At 60.0% G+C, this 20,694-nt stretch carries 22 protein-coding genes and 1 pseudogene; 22 read left to right on the plus strand and 1 reads right to left on the minus strand.

Features of this window, described 5'->3' with window-relative positions; all coding sequences use genetic code 11:
- Positions 1–159: 159 nt before the first annotated feature.
- From EXZ48_RS35150 to EXZ48_RS32195, 21 genes are all read left to right on the plus strand, one after another.
- Positions 160–306, plus strand: a complete 147-nt coding sequence (locus tag EXZ48_RS35150) for a hypothetical protein (RefSeq protein ID WP_165909490.1) — start codon at positions 160–162, stop codon at positions 304–306.
- Positions 307–330: 24 nt separating this feature from the next.
- The gene (locus tag EXZ48_RS32100) at positions 331–612 is read left to right on the plus strand and encodes a DUF5681 domain-containing protein (protein ID WP_130521035.1); all 282 of its coding nucleotides are present in this window, start codon (positions 331–333) and stop codon (positions 610–612) included.
- Positions 593–1,957 carry a PBSX family phage terminase large subunit gene (locus EXZ48_RS32105; RefSeq protein ID WP_130521036.1) on the plus strand — a complete coding sequence of 455 codons (1,365 nt, stop codon included), beginning with the start codon at positions 593–595 and terminating at the stop codon, positions 1,955–1,957. The genes EXZ48_RS32100 and EXZ48_RS32105 overlap by 20 nt, the downstream gene beginning before the upstream one ends.
- A 229-nt stretch (positions 1,958–2,186) precedes the next feature.
- Positions 2,187–3,311 (plus strand): hypothetical protein, encoded by a 1,125-nt coding sequence (locus tag EXZ48_RS32110; protein ID WP_130521037.1) that lies wholly within the window; start codon positions 2,187–2,189, stop codon positions 3,309–3,311.
- 654 nt (positions 3,312–3,965) lie between these two features.
- On the plus strand, positions 3,966–4,472 hold the full coding sequence (locus EXZ48_RS32115) for a hypothetical protein (RefSeq protein ID WP_130521038.1): 507 nt from the start codon (positions 3,966–3,968) through the stop codon (positions 4,470–4,472).
- Between the two features lie 11 nt (positions 4,473–4,483).
- Entirely contained in the window at positions 4,484–4,783 is a 300-nt protein-coding gene (locus EXZ48_RS32120) for a hypothetical protein (protein ID WP_130521039.1), read from the plus strand.
- A 3-nt stretch (positions 4,784–4,786) separates the two neighbouring features.
- Positions 4,787–7,159 carry a hypothetical protein gene (locus EXZ48_RS32125; RefSeq protein ID WP_130521042.1) on the plus strand — a complete coding sequence of 791 codons (2,373 nt, stop codon included), beginning with the start codon at positions 4,787–4,789 and terminating at the stop codon, positions 7,157–7,159.
- The gene (locus EXZ48_RS32130) at positions 7,156–7,437 is read left to right on the plus strand and encodes a hypothetical protein (RefSeq protein ID WP_130521044.1); all 282 of its coding nucleotides are present in this window, start codon (positions 7,156–7,158) and stop codon (positions 7,435–7,437) included. The genes EXZ48_RS32125 and EXZ48_RS32130 overlap by 4 nt, the downstream gene beginning before the upstream one ends.
- On the plus strand, positions 7,434–7,799 hold the full coding sequence (locus tag EXZ48_RS32135; RefSeq protein ID WP_130521046.1) for a hypothetical protein: 366 nt from the start codon (positions 7,434–7,436) through the stop codon (positions 7,797–7,799). The genes EXZ48_RS32130 and EXZ48_RS32135 overlap by 4 nt, the downstream gene beginning before the upstream one ends.
- 14 nt (positions 7,800–7,813) lie before the next feature.
- Positions 7,814–8,818, plus strand: a complete 1,005-nt coding sequence (locus EXZ48_RS32140) for a hypothetical protein (protein ID WP_130521048.1) — start codon at positions 7,814–7,816, stop codon at positions 8,816–8,818.
- A gap of 27 nt (positions 8,819–8,845) precedes the next feature.
- Positions 8,846–9,841: a phage major capsid protein gene (locus EXZ48_RS32145; protein WP_130521051.1), complete on the plus strand. Its 996-nt coding sequence runs from the start codon at positions 8,846–8,848 to the stop codon at positions 9,839–9,841.
- Between the two features lie 12 nt (positions 9,842–9,853).
- Positions 9,854–10,378, plus strand: coding sequence for a hypothetical protein (locus EXZ48_RS32150; protein WP_130521053.1), 525 nt, complete (start codon positions 9,854–9,856; stop codon positions 10,376–10,378).
- Positions 10,379–10,423: 45 nt separating this feature from the next.
- Positions 10,424–11,026: a hypothetical protein gene (locus EXZ48_RS32155; protein ID WP_130521055.1), complete on the plus strand. Its 603-nt coding sequence runs from the start codon at positions 10,424–10,426 to the stop codon at positions 11,024–11,026.
- 2 nt (positions 11,027–11,028) lie between these two features.
- Positions 11,029–11,421, plus strand: coding sequence for a hypothetical protein (locus EXZ48_RS32160; RefSeq protein WP_130521057.1), 393 nt, complete (start codon positions 11,029–11,031; stop codon positions 11,419–11,421).
- Positions 11,421–12,365 (plus strand): hypothetical protein, encoded by a 945-nt coding sequence (locus EXZ48_RS32165; RefSeq protein WP_130521059.1) that lies wholly within the window; start codon positions 11,421–11,423, stop codon positions 12,363–12,365. The genes EXZ48_RS32160 and EXZ48_RS32165 overlap by 1 nt, the downstream gene beginning before the upstream one ends.
- Positions 12,365–13,978: a hypothetical protein gene (locus EXZ48_RS32170; protein ID WP_130521061.1), complete on the plus strand. Its 1,614-nt coding sequence runs from the start codon at positions 12,365–12,367 to the stop codon at positions 13,976–13,978. The genes EXZ48_RS32165 and EXZ48_RS32170 overlap by 1 nt, the downstream gene beginning before the upstream one ends.
- The gene (locus tag EXZ48_RS32175; RefSeq protein WP_130521063.1) at positions 13,978–14,415 is read left to right on the plus strand and encodes a GNAT family N-acetyltransferase; all 438 of its coding nucleotides are present in this window, start codon (positions 13,978–13,980) and stop codon (positions 14,413–14,415) included. The genes EXZ48_RS32170 and EXZ48_RS32175 overlap by 1 nt, the downstream gene beginning before the upstream one ends.
- A complete protein-coding gene (locus EXZ48_RS32180) occupies positions 14,393–15,907 on the plus strand; it encodes a tail fiber domain-containing protein (RefSeq protein WP_130521065.1) in 1,515 nt (504 codons plus the stop codon). Before EXZ48_RS32175 ends, EXZ48_RS32180 begins: the two co-directional genes overlap by 23 nt.
- On the plus strand, positions 15,904–16,182 hold the full coding sequence (locus EXZ48_RS32185; protein ID WP_130521067.1) for a hypothetical protein: 279 nt from the start codon (positions 15,904–15,906) through the stop codon (positions 16,180–16,182). Before EXZ48_RS32180 ends, EXZ48_RS32185 begins: the two co-directional genes overlap by 4 nt.
- A 9-nt stretch (positions 16,183–16,191) precedes the next feature.
- Positions 16,192–18,177: a hypothetical protein gene (locus tag EXZ48_RS32190; protein WP_130521069.1), complete on the plus strand. Its 1,986-nt coding sequence runs from the start codon at positions 16,192–16,194 to the stop codon at positions 18,175–18,177.
- Positions 18,174–19,466 (plus strand): hypothetical protein, encoded by a 1,293-nt coding sequence (locus EXZ48_RS32195; RefSeq protein ID WP_130521071.1) that lies wholly within the window; start codon positions 18,174–18,176, stop codon positions 19,464–19,466. The genes EXZ48_RS32190 and EXZ48_RS32195 overlap by 4 nt, the downstream gene beginning before the upstream one ends.
- Here the strand turns inward: EXZ48_RS32195 and EXZ48_RS32200 are convergent.
- Positions 19,456–20,271, minus strand: a complete 816-nt coding sequence (locus EXZ48_RS32200; protein ID WP_245462418.1) for a calcium-binding protein — start codon at positions 20,269–20,271, stop codon at positions 19,456–19,458. The genes EXZ48_RS32195 and EXZ48_RS32200 overlap by 11 nt on opposite strands.
- Positions 20,272–20,359: 88 nt before the next feature.
- Between EXZ48_RS32200 and EXZ48_RS32205 the strand changes: the two are divergent.
- A pseudogene (locus tag EXZ48_RS32205) lies at positions 20,360–20,694 on the plus strand (hypothetical protein); the annotation flags it as partial.

A 20,694-nucleotide genomic window follows, 5' to 3' on the forward strand; every position in this document is an offset into this window, starting at 1 on the left:
GATTACTACGGCGCTGAGGCCGCTGCCTAACCCGCCGCTCGTCCCGAGCCATGGAGTGCTGATGTGAGCGTGGTGCCTGCATTTGTCACGATCATCCCGTTTGCCCTCTGGTTGATCTGGGCTCTTCTCGCCTAACCCCTCCCAAGCAAGGAGCATGACATGACGAATGATCCGAGCTTCCAGCAGCCGGTCAACATCGGCGCTCACAAGCAGGAGCAGATCAAGCGGCAGGCTGAGGCAGCCACACAAGACGACGACGCGGCTAAAGCCACGCCGAAAAAGCCGCGAAAAAGCCGTAAGCCCTAGGGTATTCAGAACAGGACGATAACAATGCCTTTCGAGAAAGGGCGGAGCGGAAACCCAGGAGGGCGGCCGAAGGCCGACGCACGGGTACGCGAACTGGCCCAGTCGCAAACAGAGAACGCAATCGCCACGCTGGTCAGCGTCATGGAGAGCCTGAAGTCCGCACCGGCTGCGCGAGTGGCGGCGGCAACGGCCATCCTTGACCGAGGGTGGGGCAAGCCTCTCCAGGCTATTGCAGGTGACAGCGATAGCGATCCGATAAACCTGCTCCAGCGGATCGAGCACGTCATTGTCGACGCTAAGGATTGAGGTCCCGCGAAAGCTGAAGCCTCTCCTTCAGCCAAAGCGATATAAAGGAGCATACGGCGGCCGAGGGGGCGCCAAGTCGCATTTTTTCGCTGAACAGATCGCGGTTCGTGCAGCCACCAGCCCAATCCGCGCCGTCTGCATCCGTGAGGTGCAGAACTCGATCAAGGACTCTGTCCGGCAGCTCATTGTCGACAAGATCCTGAAGCACGGTCTTGAGGGCATGCTCGAAATCCTTGAAGCGGAAATACGCGGTCGGGTGGGCACGCCGGCCGAAGGATCATTGATCGTCTTCAAGGGCATGCAGTCCTACAACGCGGCCAATATCAAATCGCTCGAAGGCTTTGACATAGCGTGGGTAGAGGAGGCGCAGACCTTTTCGCAAGCGTCTTTGGATATGCTCCGCCCGACGCTGCGCAAGCCCGGCTCTGAATTGTGGTTTAGCTGGAACCCGCGATACAAGACAGACCCGGTTGACCAGTTCTTCCGCCAGCGGCCACCGAAAGACAGCGTGGCCGTCAACATCAACTGGCAGGATAACCCCTGGTTCCGCGACACGCCGCTGCATCAGGACATGCTTGATGACTACGAGGCAGATGCCGACAAGGCCGAGCACGTCTGGGGCGGGGCGTATGGTGCGTCTCAGGGCGCTATCCTTGCCCGGTGGGTCAACGAGGCAGAGCGTGCAGGCCGGATAACCAACGAGGTCGATTATGATCCGAACGGCGCGCCCGTCGAGATCAGTTCCGACCTTGGCTATCGCGACACAAGCTGCTGGTGGTTCTGGCAGCGCCGGCTCGGTGGGTATGTGATCTTCGACTACATGCACGGCACGCAGATGGACGCCGACGATTGGGCGCCGCTGCTCCAGGCTCGATTGAAAGAGCGCGGCGTGAAGCCGGAGATGCTGGGTCGGATATGGCTCCCTCCCGACGCCAAGGCCAAGACATTCGCGACCAAGCATTCCGCGATGGAAAAATTCATCCGGGCCTTCGGCGTGCAGAAGATCGGCCCTAAGCCGGGCTCGAAGAAAGACGACCAGATCAGCGCGGCGCGCACGATCATCAAGAAGGTGAAGATCCACAAGGATAGGTGCGAAGACGGTATCGATGGTCTTCTCGCATGGGAATACGAGTGGAACGAGGAAGACAACATCTTCTCTCGTGAGCCCAAGCACAACTGGGCCTCTCACCGCGGCGACTCCTTCGCATATGGCTGCGAGATCATGGAGGGCCTTGTCGCTCCTCCGCAGCCGGAACGCGGTCGTCACCTTGAGGTCGGGCACGGAAACACGATGAAGTTCGACGACATGTGGGCAACACAGCAAGCGGCAAGCGGGCGGATATGATGCTGTCCCTATACGAAGCCGCCGAATTCTGCCGGGTGCCGGCGAGCGTTCTACATGCTCATGCGTGGGCTAAGGCGATCCCGAGCGATGGGCAATACGCTCATCCATCGTTTAAAGAGGAAGATTTGCGGGCGTGGATGGCCGAACACAGCGGCAATCCCGATGCAGTACCTGTTGAGCCTGTCGGCCATGTGTGCGGCACCAAAGCAATTCGTAAGATGAGGGTGCGATGCCCCTAGCTACCGATCTCGTCATGATGGGCATCCCGACGCAGCAGGCGGAATTGCTCGGATATGGCGATCAGAATCCGCTCGATGGCAATGGCACGACCCAAGGGACGGCCACGCCTATCCCGATGTACACGACCAATGTGGCCATGGGCACGAGCGTTGGCGATACGGCGTTCATCCTTCCTGCCGAGGTGCTGTTTCAGTGGCCGTATTTCCTGCTCAACACGACGGCAGAACCCGCACTGGTATATCCGCCCATTGGCGCGGCGATCGACGACAACGCCGTCAACGCTCCGATCACGGTCATTCAGGACCAGGCTATCCAGGTCGTTCGCATTGAGGACGGCCGGTGGGTGACGTGGCAGACAGGACGCCCGCCGACGCCAGAGGTTACAGCGGCTGACGTGGAGTTCACGCCATATCCGCCCATCACGGCCGATAACGTGCAGACCGCTATCGAGCAGACCGAAGACCAAATCCTGGCTCTAGCGGGCGCCATATCAGGCTTTGTGCCGGACACTCGGCAAATTAACTCCGGGGCCGGCCTCACAGGCGGCGGCGATCTAACCGCTGATCGCACGATTGCGCTGAACGGCGCGTCGATCGCATCCTTGGCTCTGGCCGATACGGCAGTGCAGCCGGCGAGAGCAGTAAACACGGGAACCGGTCTGACGGGTGGCGGCAATCTCACGGCGGATCGCACAATCGCCCTCAATTCCGTGTCCATTGCCTCTCTCGCGAAGGCAGACAGCGCCGCGCAGCTCAATGTCGCGCAGACGTGGACCGAAACGCAGGTTGGCACGATTGCGCTCGTAAGCAGCTCAGCAACGATCACGCTCGACCTCGATGTTGCCCAGCTGTTCCGCATCGATAGTCCTGGTCTCGGCGTCAATACGGTTGTCACGATCACCAATTCTGCCTCTCATGTAGGGGCCATCGGCAGTTTCACCGGCTACAACAATGGCACGGGCGGCTACACCATGGGATATGCCGCGTCCATGGTGCCGATTGGTGCGGCAGCAGCTCCAGCCATCCCGACCGGCGCAAACGCCAAGTGGCGCATCGATTTCCAGGTTGTCTCCTCGACTGAAGTGCAATTCACGGTCCGAGGCGTCGGCGTATGACGATGCTTTGCGACGGCATGTTGCTCGGTGCTGACGGAGGCGCCCCACCTCCGCCCGTCTTCGTCTCGGCAGCGTCAGCATCAGTTGGCATGTCAACCAACGTCACTGTCAGCAAGCCGGCAGGCGCACAGGTGGGAGACCTGTTTACGTGCATTATCTGGGGCGATAGCAATTTCATCACCGCCACGGGCGCGCTAGCCGGTTGGACAGTCGCAGGATCGGCGTTCACCGGCAACCTACGGTGCGCGATCCTCACGCACACAGTCGATGGTACTGAGGGATCATCGTTCAATTTCAGCCTGGCGAACTCAGGCGTAAAGAATGCTACGATTATCTGCACGCGCGGCGGGACCGGTGCGATAGACGTTATAGGCACAAAGACCGAAGCGTCTTCAACGACGGCAACAGCAGCCTCGATTAATGCGACTAAGTCTGGTCTGCTGCTGTCCTCGTTCGCAATTGCTGCGAACAACAGGACTGTATATTCTCCTCCGGCAGGCCTGACGCAAAGATCGCTCCTCTCGACGAACTATTCATCCGCCGTCTACGAACTCTCTATCTCGCCTGCTGGTGCGACGAGCGCTGCATCACTTACGTGGTCCAGCAGTGCGACCACCTCTGCGGGCATCCAGATACAACTATATTGAGGCATCCATGACGCTCTATCGCGAAGCCCAGTCCGGGCCATTCCCGGTCTGGAGCAACGAACCTATCGGCGATGGCGACGACGCCGTGCGCTACCCGCCGAACATTGAGCAGCTATGGCTGGCGGCCGATCTGGAGGCAATCGGCCTGTGGCGTGACGACATGATCGCGCCTGCCGCCGATGTCCCCGCCGGCAAGATGGTCGTCGCAACTGATGTCAAGCGCGTGGATGGCGTCGTGACCTTCGTGCATACGCTCGAAGACGTGCCGGTTTACGTTCCGCAGTCCGTGACGCGGCGCCAGGCTAGGCTTGCGCTCCTCGCGGCTGGCCGCCTCCCGGCAGTGGAGGCCGCTATCGAGGGAATGGACGAGCCGGCGCGTACCGCGGCCAAGATCGAGTGGGAAGACGCGACTGAAATCCGCCGCGACCATGCACTTATTTCCAGCCTCGCAGTCGAATTGAACCTGTCTGACGAGCAATTGGACGAGCTTTTCATCGCCGCAAGCGAGATCTGAAAGGAAAATCGATGCCTGCACTTGCACCGTTTACACCGGGCGCGACAGTAACCCTGTCCGCTTCCGGCACGACTGCTCGTGTCGCCCTCCCATCCAAGAGGGGCGATCAGATCCGCGTTGCCAATCCGGCCGGCGGCCAGATCGTGTTCGTCAAATTCGGTGATGCGACCGTGACGGCGGCAGTGACGGACGCGCCGGTTCTGGTAGGCAGCACCGATATCTTCACGGTTCCTCCGGGCATGACGCATGTGGCTGGCATCACCTCGACGAGCACGGCCACCGTCTATTTCACAGCCGGCGACGGTCAGTAACAGATGGTCGACGCCCCGAACCCCGAAGCGCAGACCTGGCAGCGGTGGAAAGCCGCGCTAGACTTCGCGCTGAAGGACAAGAAATATACCGAGTGGCTTCAGAAGTGCGAGAAGATCAACAAGCGGTATCGTGACGACCGGGAAGCGCCTGCAGAAATTAGGCGCCGTCGCATGAATATCCTGTGGTCGAACGTGCAGACGCTCTTGCCGGCGGTCTATGCCAAGGCACCCAAGCCGATTGTCGAGCGCCGCTTCCTTGACCGGGACGAGGCGGCACGTCTGGCGTCCACCATCCTTGAGCGCACGCTTTCTATGCAGCTTGAGGTGAGCGGGTTCCATGATGCTACGAAGCGCGGCGTTCTCGACTGGCTGCTTGGCGGCATGGGACAGGTTTGGGTTCGATACGAGCCGCAGTTCACAACAGAGGTTGAGGCTGCCGAGAACACGCGTATCCAGACGCAGGAGCAGAAATCCTCTAATTCGGAAGACAAAATCCAAGAGAACGGCGACGGGACACCGTATCAGAAGCTGGCCTATGAAAAGGTCTGTGTCGATTACGTTTTCTATAAGGATTTTCTTTGGGGGTCTTCCCGCTTCTGGACTGAGGTGCCGTGGGTAGGTCGTCGGGTGTGGCTGACACGATCTGAGATTGCCGAGAAATTTTACAAAGGAGACATGCAAGCCGCCTCCCGCATCACCCTAGATACGATGCCCGAGCGGCTGAGGGACGACAAGGGACGCTTCGATGACGGCGCCCCAAGCTTCTTCAGGAAGGCGGAAATATGGGAGATCTGGAATAAAGCAGACCAGACGGTCTATTTCATGGCCCCTGGTACGCCAGACATCGTGTTGCAGCAGGAGAAGAACCCGGTTCTTCAGCTTCAGGACTTCTGGCCCTGCCCGCGCCCGCTCTATGCCACGCAGACCAATGAGACTCTGGTTCCGGTCCCCGATTACGTCGAATACCAGGACCAGGCAGCGGAACTGGACGACCTGACTGGGCGCATTTCGGCGCTGACGACGGCTCTCCGGGCCAACGGGGTCTATGACTCGTCCATCCCGCAGCTTGCCCGGCTCCTTCAGGATGGGCAGGACAATAAGCTTGTCCCGGTCGACCAGTGGGCGGCGTTCGCGGAGAAGGGTGGCATTCCCGGCGCGATCAGCCTCGTGCCGATCAAGGAAATCGCCGACGTTCTTCTCGGGCTCTATCAGGCCCGTGCGCAGGTCAAGAGCGATCTGTTCGAAGTCACCGGCATGTCGGATATCGTCCGCGGCCAATCGGACGGCGGCGCGAAGACGGCGACAGAGCAGCGGATCAAGGGCCAGTTCGCATCGATGCGTCTTGAGGACCGTCGTTCCGAGGTTGCCCGGTTCTGCCGTGACACGATCGCCATCATGGCGGAAATCATCTCGGAAATGTTCTCTGACGATAGCCTGATGCAGATGTCGGGCGTGAGCCAGATGTTCGAAGAGGATGTAAAGCGCGCGGTCGAAGAGGTACCACCGCCGCAAGAGCCTGAATTCCCACCGGACATGCCGCCCGAACAGCAGCAGATGATGATGCAGCAGGCCCAAGAGCAGGCCGCGCAGGAATTTCAGCAGGCACAGCAGCAAGCGGCACAGCAGGCCCAGCAGAAGGCCATGGGTAATTTCCAGCGAGCTATCGAGATCCTGCGTTCTGACAAGCTGCGCGGTTTCCGTGTCGACATTGAAACGGACAGCACGATTGCCGCCGATCTGGAGGCCGACAAGCAGGGCGCGGTCGAACTGGTGCGCTCGACCTTCGAAGGCTTGATGGGTGCCGGCCAGATCGTCATGCAGGCCCCCGAGCTTCTGGAGCCTATGGGCCAGCTTCTCATGTTCGCCTATCGCCGGTTCAGGGTGGGCCGGACGGTCGAGGCATCCCTTGAGGACGCTTTGGACCAGATGGGCAAGCGCCTTCAGCAGCAGCAGGGCCAGCCGCCCCCGTCATCTCCCGAGGAGATCAAGGCACAGGCAGAAATGCAAAAGCAGGAGGCCGAGACAAAGCGCGACGAGCAAAAGCACCAGTTCGATATGCAGGCCAAGGCGGCCGACTTTGAAATGGAGCAAAAGCGCAACGCTGTGGAACTCGCCAAAGCGCGGGAAGAGTTGGAGATCGAGCGCGAACGCCTCGCCATGAAGCGGGAAGAGATGGAAATCCAACGCGAAACCATGCTCCTCAAAGCCCAAATCGACGCCCAGAGCGCCAGCATGAGGGCCGAGGCCAGCGAGCGGGAGCATATGCTTAACCGCGAGAGCGCCGAGCACGGCCACGACCTCAATATGCAGACCATGGAAGCCAAAGCGCACGCTGCACAGCAGCAGGCGAGGGCGAAACCGAAGGAGAAAGCATGACGCCGATTGAGCAGGCCGCGCAGGCCTACTGGAACGCCTTCCGCGACGGCTTCGGCCGCGTCGGGGGAGATCTGAAGCAATACCCCACCTGGCAGCAGGCGCGCGACGTGAACTCTACCGCTGTCCGCAACGAGACCTTGCGGTGCATGCGCCACGCCATGGAAGCGCTCAAGCCTTTCTGGGGCAAGGAATTCGATGAAGTCTTTCCTGAGAAGCCGGCCAAGCGCTCCGCCGCTCGCACGATCCAGGACGATTTGATGGTGGGGAAGGTAAAATGAGCCGCCAACGTCATTGCCGAGTGTGCCGCGGCTGGCACGACGTTGACGATGCTTGGCCCTACGAATGCCGCGCACACTACAAGCCGCGCGGCGCTCGATCCGACACGATCCCAACCCCGATGCTCGCCCTCGATAGCATGGACCCGCTCTGGCATCCGTCCACTGGTGAATATCTGGACAGCAAATCAGAATTCCGCGCCGTGACCAAGGCTCATGGCGGCGAAGAGGTTGGCAACGAAACGCAGACCGACAACCGGGTCTATGACCATTGCTCCGACAAGGACGTTGGAGAGGCCATTCAGATGGTCAATCAGGGCTACAAGCCCAACGCCAGTGAAACAGCCTCGGAAGGCTGGACCTAACTCAAGGACATAACATGGATACGGAAGCCCAAACCGCTCCAGAGATGGAGACGGTAAGCGACGACGTGCATGCTGATGTACGAGCAGCGATGGAGGCCCTTAGCAAGCCTTCTGAAACCGAAGAAGTTGCGCAGACCGAGCGTGCGCGCAACGAACTCGGCCAGTTTACCAGAGCGGAGAGCGCGGAAACGCAGCAGCCCGCACCACAAGTTACCGACGCGGACCCAGCGCAGGGCAACCTCCAGCAGCCTTCACAGGCGATGGAAGCCCCTAATAGCTGGTCGGCTGACGCCAAAGCCAAGTGGGCTACCCTCGACCCCTCCATTCAAGCGGAGATTGCGCGTCGAGAGCAGAACATGAGCACTGGCGGTCAGAAATGGTCCGAAGAGAAGCGAAGCTATGAGGAAATCCTGTCTCCAGTCCGTACCATGGCGCAACGGTACGGTGTCAATGAACGCGACGGCCTGCAAAGGCTTCTCGCTGCCAACGAGTATCTGGAGCAAGACCCGCAAGCCGCCATCGCGTGGCTCGCACAGTCCTATGGCGTCGATCTCTCTAATCTCAACCAAACGCTTCAGGACCGGCCGCAAGTGGATCCGGCTCTGCTGCGTATCTCGCAGGAAGTGAACTCCCTCAAGGCGACTCTTCAGGAGCGCGAAAGCCAGGAAGTCAACAGCGAACTTTCACGGTTCGCCACGGCGCCGGGCCATGAGCACTTCGAAAAGGTTCGCGTCTCCATGGGGCATCTCTTGGCAACCGGTCAGGCCAAGGACCTGAACGAAGCCTATGAGCGTGCCGTGTGGGCAGACCCGGAAATCCGCACCTCCCTGATGTCGGCTCAAACCGGCAATCAGCAGGCGCAGCAACGGGCGAGGGAACAGGCAGAGCGGGCCAAGCGCGGCGCTCTGTCGGTCGTCGGCTCGCCTTCAGCGGGTGCCGTTCCTGTCCAGAAGCAGGAATACGCGACTGTGGAAGAAGCCGCGAGAGCAGCAGCACGCCAGCACGGCTGGGCGGTCTAACCCCAATCATCATCAAGGATTTGAACGATGGCAAACCCGAACAACATCGGGGATATCGTCGCGACCACGATCGAGAACCGCTCGAAAAAGGCCGCCGACAACATCACCCGTAACATGGCGCTGCTCAATCGCATGAGCAAGCGTGGCAATATCCGTCCCTTCTCGGGCGGCACGAACATCTGGCAGGAACTCGAATATGCGCAGAACCAGACTGCCATGTTCTATTCCGGCTATGAGGTCATCAATGTCTCTCCGAGCCAGATCTTCAGCGCGGCGGAATATCCCATCCGTCAGGCTGCCGTAGCTGTCTCGATCTCCGGCTTGGAAGAACTCCAGAACGCCGGGGCTGAGCAGATGATCGATCTCGTCGCCGGCCGCGTGAAGAACGCGGAAAACACCCTGCGCGCGCTGATCGAACAGTCGATGTATTCCAACGGCTCTCAGCCGAAGGAAATCAACGGCCTTCAGCAGCTCGTCGCTGCGAACCCGCAGAACTCGGTCGGTGGCATCGATGGCACGACGTGGCAGTTCTGGCGCAATATCTCCTTCGGTTCCGTAACCGATGGTGGCGCCGCAACGACCTCAGCGAACATCCGCCGGTACTGGGATACGATCTGGCCGCAGCTCATCCGCGGCACGGACAAGCCGGACCTCATCATCGTCGATAACCTGAACTGGCGCCTCTACAACGAGAGCCTTCAGCCGCTCCAGCGCATCACCAATGCGGAAATGGGCGCGGCCGGCTTCCAGACGCTGGAATACATGGGGCAGCCCGTCGTTCTCGGCGGCGGCTTCCAGGGTTATTCGACCGATCCGGTTCCGGTCGGCGGCCCTCCGCAGGGCTATACGTGGTTCCTCAACACGAACTACGTCCATTACCGCCCGCACCGCGAGCGCAACTTCGTCCCGCTCAATCCCGACCGCTTCTCCATCAACCAGGATGCAGTGGTCAAGCTGATTGGCTGGGCCGGCAACCTCACGATCAGCAACCGCCGCCTTCAGGCGGTTCAGTATCCGTCCTAAGGAGGCGCGACCATGGCTTTTGGTACTCTCTACGGCTCGGGCGTCGATTTCACGGAGATTTTCACTCCGCCGCTGCCCGAAGACCGAAACTATGGCGATCAGCCCACCTTTGCCCTTGGCCAGCTTATGTTCGGCTCGGGCAGCACGGCGTTCGTCTATGTCAAGTTCGGCACGGGCGGCGCTACCGGCGCGGGCTATCTCTGCAATATCAGCCCCGCATTCGAAGCGGTTATGTCCAGCACGGGCAATGACGCCTTCGGCGTTCCTGTCGGCGCTGCGCAGGCTACCGCTCTCGCAGGCGACTACGGCTGGGTGCAGGTCTACGGCCCCGGCCTCCTGCGCGGCGCGGCTTCGACCGCCATCAACGTTCCGCTCGCACCCACGGCTACGGACGGTCAGGTTGATGACGGCGCGGCTGTCGGCGCTCTGGTCTTCGGCGGCCTCACCTACACCACCGCAGTTGGTGGCGCGGCCGGCACCGCGGCGGCCTGGTTCAACTGGCCATGCACGGTCACGAACCCGAACGTCACGCCGTAACGAGAGGGGGCTTCGGCTCCCTCTTCCCTTTTCTGGAGAAAACGAATGTCTGAATTCAACATGCATCAGGGCGCTTTCATGGGTGAGACGAGCCCTGGCAAAGAATCCCAGGTCATCCCGCTTTTTTATCGATCGACCAAGTACCGCCCCGTCATCCCCGGCGTACGCGATGCGCCCGAGTCCGAACCTGTCGACATGGTGGAGATCCGCCAAGCCGGCGAGAAAGATTTCACGCGCGAGGAGGTCAATGAATACCACAAGCGCCGCTGGCCGGCTCCTTGGGCGCAATATCAGGCTGGCGTCGAGCAGTCGAAGACCGGAACGCCGATCGAGCTGCTTTTCCCCGGTCAGGCGGAAATCGCAGCCGAGATGAAGCGGTTCAACGTCCATTCTGTCGAAGCGCTGGCGAATGTCCCGGACAGTTCGGCAAACATCATCCCGTTCCTCACCGACCGGAAGAAGCAGGCCGCTGCCTTCCTCGAACACCACAAGCGCGCCGAAGGCTTCGACGAGCTGAAGGGCGAGAACGAAAAACTCGCCAAGCGCCTTGAAGAGATGGAGGCCCTTCTCGCCACCGTCACAGATCCCGAGCGCCGCGGCCCCGGCCGACCGCGCAAGGTTGAAACCCTCGAAACTCAGGAGAACTGAACATGGCTCTGGCAACAGACCTCATGGGCGTCGGCATGCCGCAGCAGCAGGCATCGCTTGTCGGAACCCAGATCATTTCCGTAAACGCGGCCGGCACGACGCAGGGCGGCGCAACCGCCCTCACGGCAGCAACGGACGGCAACGTTGACTATATCGTTACGCCGGCATCGAGCCAGCAGGGCGTGCGTCTGCCGACCAATGCGCCGATCGGCACGGTTGTTTCCATCTATCCGACCGCCGGTACGCCGCTCATCACGATCTACCCCGCTTCCGGGCAGACGCTCAACATCCTGTCGGCCGACACCGGCATTGCCATGACGAGCGCAAACAAGAACGCCGTCGCCAAGCGCATCTCCCAGACGAACTGGCGCGTCTTCTTCTCGGGCGCCTCGTAATGACGACGGCTCTCGCCATCGCTCAGGCCGTTGTGAACGAGCTTGGGCTTCCTCCTGTCGATTACATCACGGAGAACACGAACACGACCGTTCGCCAGCTAGTATCCTTGATGAACAGGTCAGGCGACGAGCTGTATCAGGCACATCAGTGGACGCAGCGGCAGAAGCTCCACGTCGTCAATATCGGCAATCCGATCACGACGACGGGAGATATCGTCTCAGGTTCCGACATCATTTCGAATGTCGGCAACACAACCGGCGTCGAGGCAAATTCTTGGGCGATCACCGGGGATTACCTCATCACGTCCACGCGCGTTGTCGAAGTGATCGATGCGACCACGATCCGCGTCGATCAGCCTGCGACACAGAGCCAGATCGGTGCGCAACTGATCATGGCGAAAGACACCTACAATATCCCTGAGGATTTCTCGTGGTTCCTGAACCGGACCATGTGGGATCGGACAAACCGATGGGAATTGATCGGGCCGATTTCGCCGCAGATCGACGAATACAATCGTTCCGGCGTCGTCACGACCGGCCCACGTCGCCGCTGGCGGCAGGTTGGGCTGCCAAATACCTGCTGGCGCCTATGGCCACCGCCGACCGCCTCAGGCTCATTCCCGGCCACGCTCGTTTTCGAATATGTGAGCAAATATTGGGCAATGAACGCCGCTGGCGTCGAGATTGCGAATATCTCTCGCGACGACGATCAGCCACTTGTCGATGCCCAAGCCATCATCCTCGCAACGAAATGGAGGCTGTGGCAGATCAAGGGCTTCGAATACGGCCCATTGCAAGCGGAATATCTGGATTACGTCCAGAGACTTGCCGCTCGTGATGGTGGTGCGGCTGATCTCAGCCTGGCGAAACCCTACCAGTCCCCCACGCTTATCACGCCGGCCTCCGTCCCGGATGGCTTCTGGCCTGGACCTGGAAACCCCTGATGCGCCTAACCTACCGACAGACCGGCCGGGCCTATGGTGCGCGGGCAAACCTCCCTGCGCCGCCGACTTCCATGGGGTCGAGCTTCCCATCGCCGGTTGGTGGATGGGATGCCTATTCCCCCGTGTCGGAAATGCCGCCGCAGAACGCGGTGCAGCTCGTCAACTGGTATCCTCAGCAGGGCTATGTCGAGCTTCGTCGCGGTTATGTGAACCATGTCGACACAGGCACGAGCGGCGAGGTGGACTCGCTTATGTCCTATCAGGGCCCCGGTGATCTCGACGCGGCGCTCTTGGCGGCTTCTGGGGGCGAAATCTGGGACGTGACTGGTGGAGCGCCCTCCAGCCTCGGGAGTGGGTACACCAACAATCGCTGGCAGTCCGTAAACTTCACGACGGCCGGCGGCAATTTCCTCTGGATGTGCAACGGAGACGACACGCCGCAGTATTTCGACGGCTCCACCATCCAGACAGCGACGATCACCGGCACGAACGCGGACGATATGATCGCGTGCACCACCTATCGCGGCCGCATCTGGACCGTCCTGAAGAACAGCACGAAGGCTGCCTATCTCCCGCTGGACAGCATCCAGGGGCAAGCAACGGAATTCGACCTCGGCCCGTACTTCACCATGGGCGGCAGCCTCCAGGCTATTTGCACCTGGTCGTCAGATATCGGCGGCGGCACGAATGAATTCATCATCTTCATCTCGGAATACGGCGAGTGCGCCATTTTCCTGATTTACGACCCGACGAGTGGCTCCACCTTCTCCTATCGCGGCATCTCGAAAATCGGCTCACCGATCGGCCGCCGATGTGTCGAGAAATTCGGCTCTGACGTTGCTGTCATCACCATCGATGGCGTTTTGCCGGTCTCCCAGATCGTCAACTACGACCGCGCCGCCCTCCAGCAATCGGCGCTGACGCGGAACATTCAAAACGCCATGGTGGAGGCGGCGCGCGCCTACAAAAACAATTTCGGCTGGCAGATCATTTCTTATCCTCGGAACACCATGGCCGTGGTGAACGTGCCTATTTCCGAAGGTGGTCAGCAAGAGCAGTTCATCATGAACACGAACGGCATGATGTGGTGCCGGTTCACGGGCCAGAATGCCAATTGCTGGGCGGTTTTCCAGGATCGTCTTTATTTCGGCGGCAACGACGGCTCGGTGTATTTGGCAGATGAGGCGGCCGGGGATGAAAATTCCACCCTCGTTGCAGACATGCAGGGCGCCTACAACTATTTCGGGTCGAGGGGACAGAACAAGCGCTGGACCACCATACGGCCGCTGATCGACAAGGACTCCACCTACGATATCACGCTGGAGATCGGCCTTTCCATCGACTTCAACCAGAACGACACGTTCGATACGGTTTTTGAGGAAACCGTTCAGCGCCGAGCGATCTGGGATAACCCGGAAACGATCTGGAACGACCCCCAGACGGTGTGGCCCGGTATCGTCACCAAACAGGATTGGGCCGGGTGTTCCGGCATTGGGTATTGCGCGGGCGTGCATATGCGCGTCTCCATCGAATGGACGGAAATCCTCCGCGTTCCCCAGATATTGAGGGTCTATTCCTTCGACACCCTGTTTAACGCCGGGGCTTTCATCTGATGCGCGTCGTGCACGGAGATGCCGTCGCGCTATGGGCTGGAGAACAGCTTGGAGTGCGGTTCCAGGAACCCTTTACCGCCTTCGGCTTCACGGATGACGCCGGGACTATCAGAGGAGCCGCCGTTTTCAATGACTATTACCCGGGTGGAAATGTGGAGTGGACCTATGTTGGTCCTGCGTCCTTTTCGCGCCACTCACTCTCATTCATGGCGCGGTTTTGCTTCGACGAGCTGAAGGCATCCCGCGTCACAGCCAAGACGAAACGATCGAATGTTCGGGTCCAGAAGCTGCTCAACAAGGGCGGTTTTTCCTACGAGACCACGCAGAAGCGATATTTCGGCCCCACCAAGAAAGATGACGCCATTGTGTTTTTCATGACCCGAGAGGGCGCGAAAAGGTGGCTTGGAGATAGCGATGAAGGCACCACAGGCACCTGATCCGTGGCAGACCGCCACCTCTCAGTCGCAGATGAACCGCGACACCTCCATGACGAATTTTCTCATGAACGCGGTGAACCAGGTTACTCCCTATGGCTCCCTGACCTACAAGCAGACGGGGTCGACGTTCCAGCCATCGAAAACGGGGGATCAGTACTGGTTTAACAAGGGCACCGGGCAATATCTGAACTACGACCCCTTTGCCAAATCGCGCACCACCAGCTCCACGGGTGACACCGCAGCAACGGACGCCTTCTCTCGTGCCCGGAATTCTGGAGGCGCGCCGGCCGGGACGGGCGGCAGCATGGGGCTTCCGCCGAATTACACATCGAAGGGCGCGCCAGGCGGCACCGGCGGCTCCATGGCGGGCATCACGAACAGTACACGCCCCGGCACGACTGGCGGCAAGACCGACTACGGGAAGCCTGAGGACTGGACGCAGGTGCAGGGCTTCAACACCCCGACATTTACGGCCTATCAGGAGCTGTCGCCGGAACAGAAGCGCCTTTACGACCTGACGACAGAGATGGGCATCAATCTCGGGGAATTGGGCGTCTCGCAGTCGAAACGCCTACAGCAGCTCATGGGCACCGACTTCAAGCTTCCCGGCGGCGCCATGCCGACGCTCAACCTCCCGAAGGGCGCAATCCCGACGCTCGACACCAATTTTGGCGCCATGCCGGAACTGAACCTCGATAACGAGGCCGTCGAGTCGCGGCTGATGGAGCTTGGCCGCAAGCGCCTCGACCCCGCTCTTGACGCTCGCCGGAAGTCCACCGAACAGGATCTGTATAACCGTGGCGTCCGCATGGGCTCCGAAGCCTACGGCAATTCCATGCGCGGCGTCACAGAGGGCGAGAACGACGCGTACAATCAGCTCCTCCTGACTGGTCGAAACCAGGCTGTCAACGAAGCCATGTCGAAGTACGGCGCTGACATGCAGGGCCGCGGGCAGCTCATGAACGAGCGCATGGCCGGCTATAATGCCGCGATGCAGGGCCGTGGCGTGCAGACCAATGAGGCCATCGCCGCCTACAATTCGGCCATGCAGAACCGCAATCAGCTCAACAACGAGTACCTGACCAACCGGACTGGGCCGATTAACGAAATTTTCGGCCTTGCCAGCGGATCACAGGTCCAGCAGCCGAATTTCGTCAATACGCCCGGCACGCAGATTTCGCCGGTCGATTACGCCGGGCTGGTTAACCAGCAGTATCAGGGTCAGCTGGCCAACTATCAGTCTGGGATGAGCGGGCTGTTCGGCCTCGGCTCCGCCGGATTGCAGGCTCTGATGTTCTCTGACGAGCGCCTCAAGACGGACAAGAAGAAAATGGGCGAAACCCCTGACGGTATCGGTGTCTACCAGTATCGCATGAAGGGATCTCCCATGATGCAGATGGGCGTCATGGCTCAGGAAGTTAAGCGTAAAAAGCCGGAAGCGTGGGCTCGCCACCCGAGCGGCTATCAGATGGTCGATTACGCGAAGGTATGAACATGATCAATTCCGGATTTACACAGGCCGACCTCGCCGGCATGGACGCGCAGAAGAGGCGGCAGCTTTTGGCACAAGCCTTAATGGGCGGCGCGGGGCAGCAGCAGCGGATCGACCACCCTATGCAGGGGATGGCGCAGATGGCGCAAGGTGCCATGGCGGGCAACGAAGCCCGAAACGCCATGTTCCCGCAAGCCCCAGGTGGCCAGCGCCGCGGCTTTGGCGCGAGTTTGATGAACATGGTGACGCGCGGCAACAACGGCGGTCTTTTCTGAGGTTCGACTATGGCAATCAAATCCGGCTTCACCGCCGAAGACCTCGCCCGCATGGGGCCAGACGAGCTTACCCGGCGCAAGCTGCTGGCTGAAGCTCTGCTTGCCAAGTCTGCCGGGCAGCGGGAAATCAAACATCCTTTCCAGGGCTTTGCGCAGTTGGCGGATACGCTCGTTTCCGGGCTGAGGCTGCGCAAGCTGGACGAGGCCGACAAGATCGGCCGCGACGGCGCCGATAAGGCATGGGGCACCATCCAGCACTTGCTCAGGGGTGAGCCTTCGGCCGGTTCTACGTCTTCAGCTATTCCCGAAGGTGGGGCGTCAGCGGAATTGGCCGCGACGACGCCGGGCGGCGGAACTGTCGATATGACCGGGAACGAAGTCTACGACCAGTTCATGAATACGGTCAAAGAGGGGGGCGTCAATAACCCGTACGCCCTCGCGGCTATTGCGGCCACGGGTAAGGCCGAGAGTGGTTTCGACCCCAATAAGGTTAACGCCACTTGGAGCGACCCGAGCGAAAGCGGGCAGGCCGGCACATCTGGCGGCATCATGTCATGGCGCGGTCCACGATACGCGGCTTTGGCTGCGAGTGGTGATATGTCACCATCAGGGCAGGCCCGATATTTCCTTCAGGAAGATCCTCAGCTTATCGAACGACTGAACGCTGCCCAGAGCGTCGAAGAGGCCCAGAGCCTCATGAACAATGCGTGGAGGTTCGCGGGCTATAACCGACCGGGCGGGGAGGCTGCGAACCGCCTAGCGTATGCAAATAGTTTCCTGCCCAATTTTCAGGGACAGCAGGAAGTCGCATCGCTCGATCCGAATGCCGGTCTCTCGCAAGAAGTTGCCGAATTCCAGCAGCCCCCGGAATATGCAGGACAGTTTCCCGGCATGGACGCACAGCAGTTCGACCAGCGTTTCGGTGGTTCTCCTCAGAATGTCCCGCAGAACCAGCAACAGCTTGCTCAGGCTTTGATCGCCGGCCAGCAGCAGGGCGGCGGTCAGCAGGCTATCGAAGGCCAGATGGCGGATCCCCGCCAACAGCAAGTCGCGCAGGCCTTGATCGGAGGTCAGCAGCAGCAGGGTATCGATCCAGCTCTTATGGAAGTCCTCGGCAACCAGTATCTCGACCCGCAGCGCCGCGCGATTGCCCAGATGCTCCTTGAGCAGCAGATGCAGCAGCGCGATCCGCTCCGCCAGATGCAGCTACAGAAAGCGCAGATGGAACTGGAGAGGATGCGCAATCCCCAGCCGGAGCCCACAGACGATATCCGGGAATACAAATTCGCCGTCGATCAGGGGTATAACGGCACCTTCCAGCAGTTCATGATGGACATGAAGAAGGCCGGCGCCACAAACATCAACAACATGGGGAATATCCCGCCTGGCTATGAGTTGGTGGAGGACCCCAAGACTGGGTCTCGCCGCATGCAGCCTATCGCAGGATCGCCGGCCGCTCTGGAAATGGACGAAAAGGTTCTGCAGAAGGAGCGCCGGCAGGCGAGTAAGGAAACTGGCGGCAATGTCGTAGTTCAGGACATCGATCGCATCTTCAACGCCATGGACACGGCAAACCTTCCCACGACTGGCGGAGTTGGCAATTTCCTGAGCGGCGTACCGGGAACGGCAGCGTTTGATATCGGGAAACTGGTGGACACCATCAAGGCGAACGCCACGTTCGACAAGCTCCAGGCCATGCGCGAAGCGTCTCCGACCGGAGGCGCCCTTGGTGCGGTTTCCGACTCTGAGAACAAGCTCCTCGGTGCGGCGATTGGCAGCTTGGAGCAGTCGCAGAGCGATGAGCAGTTCCGCGACAACCTGGCTCGCGTCCAAAACCTGTACCTGGACATTATCCATGGCCCCGGCAACGGCCCCGAGCGCCGGCCCCTCCGCTTTGAAAATAAGCTACCGGCAGGGAAGGGCGGCGTACCCGAAGGGATGGACCCGGAAGTTTGGGATTACATGACGCCTGAAGAGAAGAGGCTGTTTCAATGACGCCTGAACAGCAGAAGGCTATGGCTCTTGCGAAGGCCCGGCAGCGGATGGCGGCCGAGCGCGGATCTCAGGCGCAACAGGGCATGATCTTGCCGATCAGCAAGGATGCGTCCGGTAATGTCAGCTTTGACAGTGATGCCGGCCTTCTCGGCGCGTTGAAACGCACCTTCATGCTCCCTGGAGAAGTCATGAAGGGTGAAGTTGATCCGATGAGCCCGGAGGGTATCGAGCGGGCGATGGAATTCGCCACGACCGTTACACCCGCCAGTGCGGCCATGAAGGGCGGCGAGCGCATTATCCCCGGTGTAAAAAAGGCGCTGGAGAAGGGTAAGGTCAAGCCGCCGACCTCGGAAGAACTGAAGGCCGCTGCCCAAGAGGGATACGAGACCGCGCGCGGGATGAACGTTGACTATTCGGCAAAGGCCGTTCAGGATTTGGCGAACGATGTCCAGATGAACCTAGAAGGTGACGGCGTATTTGCCGAACTTGCCCCAAAAACATTCTCGCTCCTCAAGCGTCTCGGAAACCCGCCAGAGGGTGCAGTCGCGTCCATCTCCAACCTCGAAGCAGCCCGGCGGGCATTCGGGAACGCGGCAAAGGACTTTTCAAACCCAACAGAGCAGATGGCTGCCAAGCGTGTCGTTGAGCGACTTGACCGCCTCATGCTGGAGCCTGATGAGGCGAGTGTTGTGGCTGGACCCGCTGCCGAAGCCGGAGCCATCCAGAAGCGAGCCCGAGGCAATTACGCCGCCGCCAAGCGCTCCGAAACCATCACCGGTCTACGAAAAGACGCTGAACTCGACGCCATCGTCGCGAATTCCGGCGCGAACGCTGATAATCGAACACGACAGCGCATCAAAGCCCTTCTTCAGTCTCCCAAGAAGCGAGCAGGCTATTCCGATGCCGAGCGCGCAGGACTACGAGAAGTCGCGGAAGGGACCAAGGGGCAGAACCTAGCGCGCACAGGCGGTAATCTGCTTGGCGGCGGTGGCGGCCTAGGCGCGTTGCTAACCGCGGCTGTCGGCGCGGGGGGCGGTGCGATATCTGGCTCTCCAACCTTGGCCGCTCTTGGCTTTGGCCTTCCTATCGCAGGGCGGGGCCTGAAAATGGCCTCAGACGCCGGCACAGCGAAATCCCTTCGCCTCGTCGATGAGCTTATCCGTCAAAGATCCCCGCTTTTCGAGGAAATGCTAAAAAATGCGCCGATGGAGGCAATTTCTCCTGAGAAACGGGCTGCAATTGTGCGGGCGCTCTTGCTTTCTGGTCAATCTGGCGCCGCTACAGAATAAAATCTGACGCCTTCAGGTTTATGAACCCGTCTATTGCTATAGCGAAATCAGCCTCACCGTCGCCGTTTCGGTCCGCCTCGACGATGGTGGCTCCACCGAGTTTTCGATACCGCAATTCTCCGGCTTTTTCGTGGAATTCCTGCGCGCCAATGAACTTGAATGCCTGGTTGCCGCCTGAGCTGAAATTTGCGTCCATTGCTTTCAGGTCGATCTTATCTTTCTGGGATCGGCTGAAATCGGCGATAAAATCCCGCCCGGATGGGCCGGAAGTCGAGTCATTCCCCGTCTTATAAATGAACGTGTCCGCGCCTGAGCCGCCGTATAGGAGGTCCGATCCTCTACCCCCGCTGATCTTGTCATTCCCGGCGCCCCCATGGATTTGATCGTTTCCGCCATTTCCCGAAACACGATCATTCCCTCGGCCAGCGTATAGGATGTCGGAAAAACCGCCCCCGGAAATCACATCGTTGCCGCCCAAGGCTTTCTCTATGATCCTCACGTCGTCAGCGTTGCCATATGTCCTTGCGGCATTGACGAGATCGGTCGCCTTGATTTTTACGCCGTCGATGAATGCAAGGCGTGTCGCGCCGCCGATCATGGCGTAGCTGGTGACTGTCCCGCCTGTGGCCTCTCCACTTGAGTTGTATGTGAAGCCCGACCCTCTGAACTCATCCGCGTATCCGTTTGAGTACGTTATCCGATAGATCGAGGTCGAGAACCGATAGTCTGCGCCGTAGTACAGGCTGCTGAAATCGAACTGGCGCATGTCCAGAGCAAAACCAGGGTTCACTGAAATCTTGGCCATAGGGTCCCTCCAATCCTCTCCTGAATTCTAAGCACTTCTTCCCGCAAAAGTCGATCTTGCGCTTCCGTGCGACAACATGGAGTTTCGAATGCCATACAACCCCAGCACGGGCAATTATAGCCTCCCCGCCATCTACATCGCCATCCCAGGGACGGTGATCATAGCCAGCCAGCACAATGTGCCGCTGGAGGACATCGCCACCGCCCTTAACCAGGTCCTCCTCCTGAGTGGCATCAAGGCCATGACGGGCCCTCTGAACATGGGCGGCGCGAAGATCATCAATCTGGGCGCCCCGACCGATCCTGACGACGCGGCGCGCCTGGCGGATGTCTCGGTCGCGAACCCGAAGGTCACAATTTACGACACGGCCGGAAACCACACCCACACCTTCGATACTAAATCCACACACTTCAGTATCGAGGG

The organism is Shinella sp. JR1-6 (assembly GCF_004284735.1).
In the GTDB taxonomy this organism is placed as follows: Bacteria; Pseudomonadota; Alphaproteobacteria; order Rhizobiales; family Rhizobiaceae; genus Shinella.

Bases quoted from the DNA above. Each gene is read 5' to 3' on its own strand.
- EXZ48_RS32180 (WP_130521065.1), top strand. From the start codon at position 14,393: ATGAAGGCACCACAGGCACCTGATCCGTGGCAGACCGCCACCTCTCAG.
- EXZ48_RS32185 (WP_130521067.1), top strand. From the start codon at position 15,904: ATGAACATGATCAATTCCGGATTTACACAGGCCGACCTCGCCGGCATG.
- EXZ48_RS32125 (WP_130521042.1), top strand. From the start codon at position 4,787: ATGGTCGACGCCCCGAACCCCGAAGCGCAGACCTGGCAGCGGTGGAAA.
- EXZ48_RS32140 (WP_130521048.1), top strand. From the start codon at position 7,814: ATGGATACGGAAGCCCAAACCGCTCCAGAGATGGAGACGGTAAGCGAC.
- EXZ48_RS32155 (WP_130521055.1), top strand. From the start codon at position 10,424: ATGTCTGAATTCAACATGCATCAGGGCGCTTTCATGGGTGAGACGAGC.
- EXZ48_RS32110 (WP_130521037.1), top strand. From the start codon at position 2,187: ATGCCCCTAGCTACCGATCTCGTCATGATGGGCATCCCGACGCAGCAG.
- EXZ48_RS32200 (WP_245462418.1), bottom strand. From the start codon at position 20,271: ATGGCCAAGATTTCAGTGAACCCTGGTTTTGCTCTGGACATGCGCCAG.
- EXZ48_RS32170 (WP_130521061.1), top strand. From the start codon at position 12,365: ATGCGCCTAACCTACCGACAGACCGGCCGGGCCTATGGTGCGCGGGCA.
- EXZ48_RS32145 (WP_130521051.1), top strand. From the start codon at position 8,846: ATGGCAAACCCGAACAACATCGGGGATATCGTCGCGACCACGATCGAG.
- EXZ48_RS35150 (WP_165909490.1), top strand. From the start codon at position 160: ATGACGAATGATCCGAGCTTCCAGCAGCCGGTCAACATCGGCGCTCAC.
- EXZ48_RS32120 (WP_130521039.1), top strand. From the start codon at position 4,484: ATGCCTGCACTTGCACCGTTTACACCGGGCGCGACAGTAACCCTGTCC.
- EXZ48_RS32115 (WP_130521038.1), top strand. From the start codon at position 3,966: ATGACGCTCTATCGCGAAGCCCAGTCCGGGCCATTCCCGGTCTGGAGC.
- EXZ48_RS32150 (WP_130521053.1), top strand. From the start codon at position 9,854: ATGGCTTTTGGTACTCTCTACGGCTCGGGCGTCGATTTCACGGAGATT.
- EXZ48_RS32130 (WP_130521044.1), top strand. From the start codon at position 7,156: ATGACGCCGATTGAGCAGGCCGCGCAGGCCTACTGGAACGCCTTCCGC.
- EXZ48_RS32165 (WP_130521059.1), top strand. From the start codon at position 11,421: ATGACGACGGCTCTCGCCATCGCTCAGGCCGTTGTGAACGAGCTTGGG.
- EXZ48_RS32160 (WP_130521057.1), top strand. From the start codon at position 11,029: ATGGCTCTGGCAACAGACCTCATGGGCGTCGGCATGCCGCAGCAGCAG.
- EXZ48_RS32100 (WP_130521035.1), top strand. From the start codon at position 331: ATGCCTTTCGAGAAAGGGCGGAGCGGAAACCCAGGAGGGCGGCCGAAG.
- EXZ48_RS32135 (WP_130521046.1), top strand. From the start codon at position 7,434: ATGAGCCGCCAACGTCATTGCCGAGTGTGCCGCGGCTGGCACGACGTT.
- EXZ48_RS32175 (WP_130521063.1), top strand. From the start codon at position 13,978: ATGCGCGTCGTGCACGGAGATGCCGTCGCGCTATGGGCTGGAGAACAG.
- EXZ48_RS32190 (WP_130521069.1), top strand. From the start codon at position 16,192: ATGGCAATCAAATCCGGCTTCACCGCCGAAGACCTCGCCCGCATGGGG.
- EXZ48_RS32195 (WP_130521071.1), top strand. From the start codon at position 18,174: ATGACGCCTGAACAGCAGAAGGCTATGGCTCTTGCGAAGGCCCGGCAG.